Origin of the sequence: Sphingobacterium sp. NGMCC 1.201703, assembly GCF_047784615.1 — a bacterium.
GTDB lineage: Bacteria > Bacteroidota > Bacteroidia > Sphingobacteriales > Sphingobacteriaceae > Sphingobacterium.
Map to the genome: position 1 here is coordinate 390,871 of NZ_JBLOHD010000007.1, position 12,793 is coordinate 403,663.

Here is a 12,793-nt window from a genome sequence, read left to right on the forward strand (position 1 = left end):
TTAATAAAATCTTGTTAATTATCGAACGCTAATTATTGCATCAAGAATTTGAATCGACCAATGTTTTTAAGCGCGATACCAGTACCTCTAACAACAGCACGAAGAGGATCCTCGGCAATGTGCACCGGAAGTTTTGTTTTTGCCTGAATACGACGGTCCAAACCACGTAACAAGGCGCCACCACCAGTCAGATAGATACCGGTTTGATAGATATCAGCCGAAAGTTCAGGCGGCGTGATTTCAAGCGCTTTTAGGATTGCTTCTTCGATTTTGGAAATTGATTTATCCAGACAATGGGCGATTTCGGTATAAGAAACAGTAATCTGTTTAGGAATACCCGTCATCAGGTCACGGCCCTGTACCGCAAAATCTGCCGGTGGCTCCTGTAATTCAGGAAGTGCAGCACCTACCTCAATCTTAATCTTCTCCGCTGTACGTTCACCGATCATGATATTATGCTGTCTACGGATGTATTGAACAATATCAGAGTCAAAATTGTCACCCGCTACACGAATAGACTGGTCACATACGATACCAGATAATGCGATAACGGCAATTTCTGTCGTACCACCACCAATATCAATAATCATGTTACCCATTGGCTCTTCCACATCGATACCGATACCTACGGCAGCAGCCATGGGTTCATGGATCAGATAAACTTCTTTCGCGCCTGCAATTTCTGCAGAATCGCGCACCGCTCTCTTCTCCACCTCGGTGATGCCTGACGGAATACACACAACCATGCGCAAGGATGGGAAAAACCAACTTTTACCATTGTTGACCAATTTTACCATCCCTCTGATCAGGTGTTCAGCCGCTGTAAAATCAGCAATTACACCATCACGTAAAGGTCGTACTGTTTTTATATTATCGTGTGTTTTACCTTCCATTTGCATGGCCTGACGACCAATAGCAATCACTTTGTTTGTGGTGCGGTCAAATGCAACAATAGAAGGCTCATCCACTACTACTTTGTCATTATGAATTATCAGGGTGTTCGCAGTACCCAAGTCAATCGCAACTTCTTGCGTAAACCAATTAAATAAGCCCATTTGCTAATCCTTAAGCTATTTTAAAATAATATGCAAACCTACACAAAAAAAATTAATCTTTTTGAGGTTCTACATCAAAAAAAACTATATTCTGCAAGTAAATTCTATCTGGAAAAAACTGTCTTTAAATTTAACGAATATAATCTGCAATTGTTACGTCCAGCAGCAACTTATTTTTTATTGGATACAATACCAAGTAGGTGTTAAAAAATTGCTTTTGAGATCTTTTTTATACGTAGAAGGGCTGATAAGAATGAAATTGTAGTTTCGATAATTTTATAAAGGATGGGGAGGATGTTATGCCAGAGAATTTTTTAGAACTTGATTCCACGTGGTTTTAGGTTGGCAGGAAAAAAAGAATGCCGTTATATACTAAAATAACGGCATTCTTTTTTTGATTGAAGAAACAGGCTTCCTTGTTTCACTTAAATTATTTGTTATCAATTCTATTGAGCAGTTGTTGTTTGTTCTTCGGGCTTAGGCTCGTCATATTTATGGAAAATTAAACGAACACCACTGTTTTTGGTAAAAAACTTCAGCGACCAGTTGACAAATGTGATCAACTTATTTCTAAACCCATAAATAGACATCAGGTGAACAAACATCCAGGTCATCCATCCGAAGAAACCACTGAAGTGAATTTTGCCCATGTCAACGACGGCTTTATTACGTCCTACCGTAGCCATTGAGCCCTTGTCAAAATAGCTGAATTTTTCGGTAGGCTGGTTAGACATCGTTTGAAGGATGTGTTTGGCAACATAACCTCCTTGTTGTTGTGCTACTGGAGCAACTCCGGGTAAACCACGAGGTAAATCATCTGTAATAAAGGCAGATACGTCGCCAATCGCGTAGACACCAGGCATGTCGATGACACGACATTGATCATCCGTTTGTATACGGTTACCGCGCTGGATAACTTCTTTTTTGAATCCATCCGGATATTGACCTGCGACACCTGCGCCCCAGATTACCGTTTTGGTTTCTATGCTTCTGCCATCGGCGAAGGTGATCGATTTACCATCATATCCGGTTACCTGTACATTCAATAGTACTTCAACACCCAAATCTTTTAAATACTTCTCGGAATTTTTTGATGCTTTCTCTGATAGGTTGGCCAGAACCTTTGGTAAGCCTTCTACCAGGTATACAGACATCTCTGATTTCTTCAATTCAGGATAGTCTTTTTCCAGCACGTTATTTTTGATTTCTGCAATAGCACCAGAAAGTTCTACTCCAGTAGGACCACCTCCAACGATCACAAAGTTCAGGTGTGGCTTACGATCTTCGGGATTCGGTATCATTACGGCTTCTTCAAGGTTTTGAAGAACATAACTTCGTATATTGAGTGCCTCCTGGATGTTTTTCATTGGCAAGGCATATTTTGTGATCTGCTGATTGCCAAAGAAATTTGTCGTGGCACCAGTGGCAACAACCAAATAATCGTAGTCAAAATCTCCAATATCAGTTTTAACTATTTTGGCCTCGTTGTCGATGCTTTTTACATCGGCAAGTCGAAAATGGAAGTTATCCTGATTTTTGAACATTTTACGGACAGGGAAGGAAATAGAGTCCGCCGAAAGCGTACCGGTAGCAACTTGGTACATGAGTGGTTGAAAGGTGTGAAAGTTGTTTCTATCTAATAAGAGAACTTCAACTTCCTTATTTTTAAGCTTTTTAGCAACTTCAATTCCTCCAAATCCAGCACCAATAATGATTACTCTTGGGAATTTTCTATTTGAACTATTGCTTGGCATATTTTTAATAGTTTGTTGTAAAAATTCGTACAATCGAATTAAGCTGCAAATATCTTAAATTTTGAACCAAAAAGCTAAAAAATATTTATTTATTATGGCAATACATTGTGAAATTTATCGTTATAAGGCCAATTCTTTTGATAAAATATTTTGTAGTGTTTTGGTTTTAAGTCTTTTATGGCCCGAAAAGGGGTTAAAAAAAACTTGCATGGACAGCAAGGTCATTGTGTATAAAATACACAATGACCTTGCTATTGCAACGAACCTTTGAGCTTGATTTTCATCCCATTGTTATTTGGGTGCAGGTGGAGCTGACAAGCGAGCCGGCTTTGTCCATCTGCATTTGGCAATGTGTCCAGCATATCCAATTCCTGATCACTGGCTTCGGAAAGACTTTCCAGGCCTTCGAGAACTTCAATATGGCATGTAGCACATAGCGCCATGCCACCGCAGGTGGCCAGTATATCGTATTCGGACGCTTTCAGAATTTCCATTAACGAGAGATTGATATCCGTAGGTATCTCGATTGTATTTTCCGCGCCATCGCGATCCACGACAGTTAATTGTATCAAATTGTCTTCCATGACTAAAAGGTATTTATACCGTTGACGGTTGTATATTTAAATGTTAGCTTTTGATCCGGGTAAACAAATTTGAATGCACTTTGGCACATCAGTGCAGCTTCATGGTAGCCGCAGAGAATCAACTTTAGTTTGCCAGGATAGGTATTGATATCGCCAATGGCATAGATACGTTCGACGTTGGTCGAATAATCAAAAGTATTGACTTCAATTGCATTTTTATCAATATTTAATCCCCAGTCCGCGATAGGGCCCAGTTTTGGTGTCAGACCATATAGCGGAATGAAATAGTCTGCTTCAATCGTAATAGTTTCCTTTTCTTTATTTACCGTCTCGACAGCTGTAAGGATACCATTTCCGTGTATGCTGCTTAGGTTATGGGATAACAGTAAATTGATTTTGCCTTGTTGAGCCAGTTTGAAGACCTTTTCCGCTGAATCGGGCGCTCCGCGAAAAGAATCACTGCGATGAATGAGTGTAACCTGTTGTGCAATATCAGCTAAATGGTAAGTCCAATCCAGCGCTGAGTCACCACCCCCGGCAATCACAATCCGTTTGCCAGCATATTTTGCAGGATCTTTTACCATATAATCCACGCCCTTCCCCTCAAATAGATGCAGATTTTGGATCTCTGGCTTACGCGGTTCAAAACAACCGAGCCCGCCGGCGATCACAATAACCTGTGCATGCACTTTGGTATCATCACTTGTGGCGATGATAAAGGAACCATCATCCTGTTTTTCGATCTGTTCTACGCGTTCACCCAGTGTAAAAGTGGGTGCAAAAGGTTTTATTTGCTCGAGTTGATTATCGATAAGCTCCTGTGCTGTAATGCTCGGATAGCCCGGTATATCATAAATCGGTTTGTGTGGATATATTTCAGATAACTGTCCGCCCACCTGAGGTAAAACATCAATCAGATGGCATCTCATTTTTAGAAGGCCGGCTTCGAAAACAGCAAACAACCCTACTGGTCCAGCACCGATGATACAAATGTCAGTATTTATCATAGTGATTATACATTTAAATTGTTGTAAATCGTATTTAATATTCTTGTAAAATCCTCGAAATCTTTTTCCGTTAATTTCTCCCAGGCTTTCATGCGGATCTCCGCGACGAGGGGGGATAGGGAAGCAACCTTAAGCTTACCTTCTTCCGTCAAATGAAGATAGAGGCTTCGTCGATCTGTCTCATCAATAACACGTTCAGCCAAACCTTTCTTCAATAAGATATCCACGATACGGGTTAGGGTGGGTTGGTCTTTGCCGCAGCGCTTGGCTAATTCTTTCTGAGACAGTTGTTCGGTTTCATACAGTGCCTTTAAGACAGCCCATTGATCCACTGTAATGTCAAATCCCTTTTCAGAAAAAGATGATTGAGCAAATTGTTTTACCTTCCTGGCTGTTTGATCCAGGATAAAAGAATAACGGTCAAATTTTTCGTTTAGCATACAAATATTTAGTATGACAAATATATTTAAAATATTTAGTGTGACAAGTAATTTGAATGCAATAAAAAAGGCGTTCAAATTTTTGAACGCCTTTTTACGATATTTTAAAATCGATTATGGTCTTACTACTTCAGCTTTTTTTGCTGTATTACCTTCAGCTAGGTGCTTTCCTTTACGTAAGTCGTATACGGAAGGTGCTGCTAAGATAATGGAAGAATAGGTACCTACAATCACACCGATTAAGATCGCGAAAGAGAATCCACGGATTACCTCACCACCAAAGATGAACAAGACCGCAAGAACGAAAATAATCGTCAATGAAGTAATGATTGTTCTACTCAATGTTGAGTTGATTGCGTGATTAACAACTTCGCCAAGATCTTCATTATGCGCATTAGGTTTTGTTACGAACTCTCTTAAGCGGTCAAATACAACAACCGTATCATTCACCGAGTATGCGATTACCGTTAAGATGGCTGCTACAAAGTGTTGGTCAATGTCCAAGGAGAATGGTACAATACCATCTAATATAGAGAATAAACCCAATAGAATAATCGCATCGTGGATGGTTGCAATAGCTGCACCCACAGAGTATTCCCATTTGCGGAAACGGATTAAGATATAAGCCGCTACGATGATAATGGAGAAGATTGCTGAGCTAGTCGCTCTAGACTTGATGTCTGATGCGATACTAGGTCCTACTTTTTGTGACGACAGGATCTCATGTTTGTTGGAGGCATCTACCTTAGCTAGTCCTTGATTTAATTTATCCAATACTTCTTTATCGGCTGCATCGGAAGTTTCTTCAATATGATATGTGGTCGTAACGCGAAGTTGGTTTGATGCACCAAATACTTTTACTTCCGTTGTTTTTTGGAAAATATCATCCAAACTGGTACGAACAGCTTCGGGATCAACCGTTTTATCGAAACGAACAGTATAGGTACGTCCACCTTGGAAATCCACACCTAAGCTGAAACCTTTTGTGAAAATTGAGGCTGCGGAAATTAAGACCGCTACAACAGAGATTGCATAGAATACTTTACGTTTTTGAACGAATTTGAAGTTTGCATTATGCAAGGTATTTGCAGACCATGGGAAAGATACTTTGATTTTAATATCTTTTTCCAGCATCCATTCGATAATAACGCGTGTTACAAGTATTGCTGTAAACAATGATGTAATGATACCCACCATCAATGTAGTAGCAAAACCTAAGATCGGACCACTACCAAATAAGAATAAGATAATACCGATTAAGAATGTCGTAATCTGAGAATCTAAGATCGATGGTAAAGCATGTTTATAACCATCCGCAACTGCCTGACGAATTGATTTTCCTAAGCCAAGTTCCTCACGGATACGTTCATAGATCAGTACGTTGGCGTCGACGGCCGTACCCATTGTCAATACGATACCGGCAATACCAGGCAAGGTCAGTACAGCATTGAGTGAGGCTAATACCCCCATGATAATAAATACGTTCAACAATACAGCAATGTTAGCCACAATACCTGCAGTGTTGTAATATGCAATCATGAAGATCATGACCACGATAATACCGATTACCGCTGAGTTGATACCAGCATCAATAGCTGCTTGTCCCAAAGTAGGGCCTACAATCGCTTCTTCAACGATTTTAGCCGTAGTTGGAAGACGACCAGCTTTTAAAACGTTTGCTAAATCTTTTGTGTCCTCTACCGTAAATGAACCGGAGATAGATGAACTTCCGTTTGGAATTTCACCGTTAACAGAAGGGGCAGAATAAACCACATTATCCAATACGATAGCAATTGCATCTCTATTTTGAGCAGCTTTTGCCGTGATTTTTTTCCACTCACGTGCACCTTCACTGTTCATTTGCATACCAACAACAGGCTGGTTTTTCTCATCAAAGTTGGAGTTAGCATCTGTGATCACATCACCGGTCAATACGGCGCCATTATCCGGGCCTACTGCTTTGATGGCATATAGAGAAAGTTGTTCTGGTGTCTTTTGCTCAGGTTTTACAGCCCATAAAAGCTTCAGGTTGCCCGGAAGAATTGATTTTACTTCTGGACGTTGCAAGTAAGCGTTTACTTTGGACGTATCTTTTAAGGCAGCATTACCAACCATAGCGCCTGGCATAAGGGCCATTTGCTGGTTTTCGCCCATATAAACTGTTGGACGTAATACTTCAAATAATGGATTTTTCTGACCTAGATTAAGTGCCGCACTGTCTTTTTTAGCTTTATTGTCTTTTTGACCACCGGTTAGGTTAGAAAGTAAATCGTCTGACTTTTTCGTTGTGTCAGCAGGAGCATTGTTGTTCGCCGCCGGAGCAGCTTTTAAAGTGCTTGCTAATGTTCTGTCAATATTTTCTAATAACGGATAAACTTCTTGATTGGTGAAAGTTTCATAAAACTCCAATTTAGCTGAACCTTGAAGAAGATTACGTACACGGCTTTCGTCCTTTACACCTGGTAACTCAATTAAGATACGGTTTGTACCTTGTTGAATCTGGATGTTCGGTGAAGCAACACCAAATTTATCAATACGTGTACGTAGTACTTTGTATGAATTTTGAATGGCGTTGTCAGCTTCTTTTTGAAGGAACGATTCAACTTTTGAATCGGAATCACCCGGTTTAATCAAAGAAGCATTGTCTTTTGTTGAAAAGAATGTCGAAAGTGGGGTAGAAGCTCCAAGGGATTTGTATTCTTCCATGAATAAAGCTACGACCGTTTTCTGACTGGTTTTGCTTTTTGCTACCGCCTGTTCCAGCGCTTTGTTGAATTTCTCATCTTTTGGATTGTTGGCCAGATTACGGATCAATTCATCCAATGAGATCTCCATGGTAACGTTCATACCACCTTTCAAATCCAATCCTAAAGCCAGTTCATTTGCTTTTGCTTCCCGATAGGTGTATTTCGCAAAACCTAAATTGTACACTACTTCACCTGCCATTGAGTCTAGATAGCGTTTCTCCTTTACCAAATCTCCTTTGGCAAAATTATCTGCATCTCGCTCCACCTTGCGGGTCACCCAAGTAAATGATAGGGAGTATAGACACGCTAATGACACCACTATCACTAAAAGTTTAATCAGCCCTTTACCTTGCATCGTCTGTTATTAATTGTATTAATTTTAATGTTAAATACTGTTTATGTAATTGATAATTAGTTCTTGTTTAATCACACTTTACCAAGAATGGCAAAGGTATAAAATTTTTGTAGAATGAAAAGCTTTATTTATGCCATTTAGGTCAAAGGCATAAAATTAGAATAATTGCGGAAAAAAAGAAATATTTAACGCATTTATTTTATAAAAAAAAGGCCCTGATCTAACTTGATCAGGGCCTTTTTATCTTTTTTTAATACTATCTCAATGTATATTTAATACCGAAAGAGAAAGTTGATGCGTCAAAGTCAGAACCGTGGTTTAATGTCCAGTTTGGTTTCCAGTCAGCATGAAATCCGATAGGAGCAGCTGGGATTTTAAATTCTAGACCCAATTGTGGTCTTAAACCTACGAAAGTGACGTTGTCACCTGCATCAACAAATGTCAACTGCGCACCAACACCTGCATACCAACCCAAACCGTTTACACCACGGAATGGTCTAGCGTATTGATAATCCGCACCTACAGCTACAACGTTGTCATCAAACATCACCTGTGCCTGACCATTATTGGCGCCGCCCATAGATTGTTTGTATTGAACACCCCAAAGGTCACCGCCTGAACCATCGAAAACAACACCGATAGCAGCACGTTGCGGAGATTGAGCTTTTGCTTCTTGTGCACCAAATGCTAATGCTGCAACAGCAGCTAATGAGAGTAAGGTCTTTTTCATAATTATCTTTACTTATATTTTCAATTAATTAAAATTACTTTTCGTGTAAGCAAAAGCAAATAGCTTGCCAAAAAAAGAAGTAACGGTGGGAAATAACCTTTTGTATCAATTCATAACCGTTCTAATTTGTCTAACGATTGTAATTTGTTTATTTTATTTTTTTATATTGCTTATTTTTCTTAAATTTGCCTGGCAAATAGAAAACCCAATACATATTTGCCATGCAATTAGATCCACAAAAATTCGTAGCAGAAGGTCTCACTTACGATGACGTCTTATTAATTCCAGCTTATTCTGAAATTTTACCCCGTGACGTCGATACGAGTACCTCGCTGACAAAAAAAATCAAATTAAATATTCCATTGGTTTCTGCGGCAATGGATACAGTAACGGGTGCTGATTTAGCAATTGCGATCGCACAGGCGGGCGGTATTGGTATGTTACATAAAAACATGACTATTGCAGAGCAAGCTGCTGAGGTGCGTAAAGTAAAGCGTTCTGAAAGCGGCATGATCCAAGATCCGGTAACATTATTGGCTACTGCAACTGTTGGCGACGCCTTCAATATTATGAAAGAACATAAAATTGGGGGAATTCCAGTGGTTAACGAAAAAGGGCAGTTAGTGGGTATCGTCACTAATCGTGACCTTCGTTTTCAAAAAGATATGCGCCGTCCGATCAATGAGCTGATGACGAAAGATAATCTTGTCGTTGCCCCCGAAGGAACGGATTTGGTGAAAGCTGAAGAAATTCTCCAGAACGAAAAAATCGAGAAACTTCCTGTTGTGAATAAGGAAGGTATCCTGAAAGGTTTGATCACTTTTAAGGATATACAAAAATATAAGCACTATCCAAATGCTGCTAAAGATAGCCATGGTCGTCTATTAGTAGGTGCTGCTGTCGGTGTTACCCCAGATACATTGGACCGGGTTGAAGCTTTGGTAAAGGCAGGTGTGGACGTAGTAACCATTGATACTGCGCACGGACACTCTAAAGGTGTAATTGACAAATTGAAATTGGTGAAATCCAAGTTCCCAGAACTACAGGTGATCGTCGGAAATATTGCAACAGGAGCGGCTGCAACAGCATTAGCTGAAGCTGGCGCGGATGCTGTAAAAGTAGGTATCGGACCAGGCTCGATCTGTACAACCCGTATTATTGCAGGTGTTGGTGTTCCCCAATTATACGCTGTTTACGAAGTCGCTAAAGCGCTAAAAGGTACTGGAGTACCATTGATCGCTGATGGGGGGATCAAACAAACCGGTGATATCGCAAAAGCGATTGCTGCAGGGGCGAGCACCATTATGGCTGGATCGCTATTTGCCGGCGTAGAGGAAGCTCCAGGAGAAACTATTATCTACGAAGGACGTAAATTTAAATCCTACCGTGGTATGGGATCTATCGAAGCAATGGAAAAAGGTTCTAAAGATCGTTACTTTCAGGATGTGGAAGATGATATCAAAAAGCTGGTTCCAGAGGGTATTGTTGGTCGTGTTCCTTATAAAGGTACATTGGCTGAGGTCGTATATCAGTATATCGGTGGGTTGCGCGCTTCAATGGGTTATTGTGGTGCCGCAACAATTGAAAAACTACAGGAAGCACAATTTGTCCGTATTACAGGTGCCGGTTTGAGAGAATCTCATCCACATAATATCTCGATTACAAAAGAAGCTCCTAACTATAATAGCAGAGGCTAAACTGGGCTTTATTTATATAAAACCTGATAATTTGCATTATCAGGTTTTTTTGTGTAAAAATATTAGCAAGATAGCTCCAGTGATCGCGGGGAAATTTGTACTTTTATACCCTATTCTCAGGTTTTAAAATTTAAGGAGTTAATTTGGATTATTTAGCGGGTTTAAACCCTTCACAACGAGGAGCCGTAGAGCAAACAGAAGGCCCTGTCATGATTGTTGCAGGAGCTGGTTCAGGAAAAACACGGGTAATTACTTATCGTGTCGCACATTTGATTCAAAAAGGAATTGATCCATTCAATATCTTGGTCTTGACATTTACGAATAAAGCAGCCAAGGAAATGCGGGCGCGTATTGTTTCTGTCGTGGGAAGCGAAGCAAAAAATATTTGGATGGGAACATTTCACTCCGTATTCGCAAAGATACTTCGCGTAGAAGCCGAACTAATTGGATATCCCCGAAATTTTACCATCTACGATACCGATGATACCAAAAGTCTGCTACGTGCGATCCTAAAGGAAATGAACCTGGATGACAAATTATATAATGTCAATCATGTTTACGGTCGGATATCCCAAGCCAAGAATAACTTGATCTCGCCACAGGAGTACAATAAGAACGAAGCTATATTAGCTGAGGATATTTCGAATGGACGTGGTCAATTGGGACAGATTTACATGACCTATGCACAGCGTTGTTACCGTGCAGGTGCCATGGATTTTGATGATCTCCTGTTCAAGACAAATGTTTTATTGAACAAACATCCTGAGGTATTGCACAAATACCAGCATCAATTCCGTTACCTCATGGTCGATGAGTATCAGGATACGAACTTTTCCCAGTACCTGATTGTAAAACGACTGGCGGCCGTCAATGAAAATATCTGCGTTGTCGGTGACGATGCACAGTCTATATATGCCTTTCGGGGAGCAAATATCCAGAATATTCTGAATTTCCAGAAAGATTATCCAGATGTGAAGATCTTTAAATTGGAACAAAATTATAGATCCACCAAAATGATCGTTAATGCAGCCAATTCGGTAATTGCTAATAATCAGAACCAGCTGGAAAAAAATGTTTTTTCGGATAATGAAGAAGGAGAGAAAATTAAGGTTTCACGCGCCTTCTCTGATAACGAAGAGGGGAAAATCGTTGCGGACCAAATCATTGAAGAGAAATCTCTGAAGGGACTCAATTACAAAGATTTTGCGATTCTTTATCGGACCAATGCGCAGTCAAGGGCGATGGAGGAGGCCCTGCGGAAGATCAATATACCTTATAAAATCTATGGCGGGACATCTTTCTACCAAAGAAAAGAGATTAAAGACCTGATTGCTTATTTCCGTCTTACTTTTAATCCCAATGACGAGGAGGCCCTGAAACGTGTTATCAATTACCCACGTCGGGGGATTGGAGATACAACCATAGAGAAGATTATGATTGCTGCAGATCAAAATCAATATCGTATATGGGATGTTGTTGCCAATTCAGCGCATTTTCTGGATGGTCGTAGTGCGACCTCAGTAGGTGGTTTTGCGCAGATGATACAGAGTTTTCAGGCATTGGCTAAAAATAACAATGCATTTGATACCGCCATGCATATCGCACAGCATTGTGGTATATTGAAAGAACTATACGAAGATAAATCTGTCGAAGGATTAGCGCGTTATGAAAATATTCAGGAGCTACTTAATGGTATTAAGGAGTTTTCGGAACGCGAGGATATTGAAGAGCGTGGTCTTGATGTATACATGCAGGATATTGCTTTGTTGACCAATGATGACAACGATAAAGATCCAAATGCAGATACGGTTTCCTTGATGACAATACACTCTTCCAAGGGACTTGAGTTTCCAATCGTATTTATTGTAGGTCTTGAAGAAAACTTGTTTCCCTCTCAGTTGTCATTGAATTCCAGATCGGAATTGGAAGAAGAAAGAAGACTTTTTTACGTTGCTGTTACCAGAGCTGAAAAAAAATTACTACTTTCGTATGCTACTTCGCGATATCGTTGGGGAACGTTGAATAATTGCGAACCCAGTCGTTTTTTGGATGAATTGAATCCTGCTTGTCTTGCATTGGATTTTAAACCACGACAAACTTCCGCCTCAGCCGGCAGTTTTCAGGGCGAACGAATTGCATGGCAACAAAAGGATAGTGACGATGTGTTTTCGAAACCTAAGCCTAAGCCAATGGTCAAAACAACGTCGATACTGCCAAAAGCCCACAAACCTACTGCGGGTTTTGCTCCTTCTGACACATCAAATCTTCAGGTCGGCATGGAAGTTGAACATGAACGCTTTGGATTTGGTAAGGTTGTCAACCTCGAAGGAAACAAAGGAGATATAAAAGCAACTATTTTCTTTAAAGAGTTGGGGCAGAAACAATTGTTGCTTAAATTTGCAAAACTTAGAATAATTCAATAAT

The 12,793-nt window shown here is 40.1% G+C and carries 9 protein-coding genes; 2 read left to right on the forward strand and 7 right to left on the reverse strand.

Annotated elements, in window-relative coordinates:
- Positions 1-32: 32 nt before the first annotated feature.
- The 7 genes from ACK8HY_RS17135 to ACK8HY_RS17165 all read right to left on the reverse strand — a co-directional run bounded on the left by ACK8HY_RS17135 (position 33) and on the right by ACK8HY_RS17165 (position 8,672).
- Positions 33-1,055, reverse strand: a complete 1,023-nt coding sequence (locus tag ACK8HY_RS17135; RefSeq protein ID WP_077437417.1) for a rod shape-determining protein — start codon at positions 1,053-1,055, stop codon at positions 33-35.
- A gap of 446 nt (positions 1,056-1,501) precedes the next feature.
- On the reverse strand, positions 1,502-2,809 hold the full coding sequence (locus ACK8HY_RS17140) for an NAD(P)/FAD-dependent oxidoreductase (protein WP_077437416.1): 1,308 nt from the start codon (positions 2,807-2,809) through the stop codon (positions 1,502-1,504).
- A gap of 251 nt (positions 2,810-3,060) precedes the next feature.
- Positions 3,061-3,393 carry a 2Fe-2S iron-sulfur cluster-binding protein gene (locus ACK8HY_RS17145; RefSeq protein ID WP_416134307.1) on the reverse strand — a complete coding sequence of 111 codons (333 nt, stop codon included), beginning with the start codon at positions 3,391-3,393 and terminating at the stop codon, positions 3,061-3,063.
- 2 nt (positions 3,394-3,395) lie between these two features.
- Positions 3,396-4,400: an NAD(P)/FAD-dependent oxidoreductase gene (locus tag ACK8HY_RS17150; protein ID WP_077437414.1), complete on the reverse strand. Its 1,005-nt coding sequence runs from the start codon at positions 4,398-4,400 to the stop codon at positions 3,396-3,398.
- Positions 4,401-4,405: 5 nt separating this feature from the next.
- The gene (locus ACK8HY_RS17155; protein WP_077437413.1) at positions 4,406-4,840 is read right to left on the reverse strand and encodes a MarR family winged helix-turn-helix transcriptional regulator; all 435 of its coding nucleotides are present in this window, start codon (positions 4,838-4,840) and stop codon (positions 4,406-4,408) included.
- 114 nt (positions 4,841-4,954) lie between these two features.
- The gene (gene secDF, locus ACK8HY_RS17160; protein ID WP_416134308.1) at positions 4,955-7,942 is read right to left on the reverse strand and encodes a protein translocase subunit SecDF; all 2,988 of its coding nucleotides are present in this window, start codon (positions 7,940-7,942) and stop codon (positions 4,955-4,957) included.
- 256 nt (positions 7,943-8,198) lie between these two features.
- On the reverse strand, positions 8,199-8,672 hold the full coding sequence (locus ACK8HY_RS17165; RefSeq protein WP_077437411.1) for a hypothetical protein: 474 nt from the start codon (positions 8,670-8,672) through the stop codon (positions 8,199-8,201).
- Positions 8,673-8,893: 221 nt separating this feature from the next.
- Between ACK8HY_RS17165 and guaB the strand changes: the two genes are divergently transcribed.
- Both guaB and ACK8HY_RS17175 read left to right on the forward strand, forming a co-directional pair.
- Complete coding sequence (guaB, locus tag ACK8HY_RS17170; protein ID WP_077437410.1) at positions 8,894-10,369, forward strand: IMP dehydrogenase; 1,476 nt, start codon at positions 8,894-8,896, stop codon at positions 10,367-10,369.
- Between the two features lie 143 nt (positions 10,370-10,512).
- Positions 10,513-12,792 carry an ATP-dependent helicase gene (locus ACK8HY_RS17175; RefSeq protein WP_077437409.1) on the forward strand — a complete coding sequence of 760 codons (2,280 nt, stop codon included), beginning with the start codon at positions 10,513-10,515 and terminating at the stop codon, positions 12,790-12,792.
- Position 12,793: the final 1 nt, after the last annotated feature.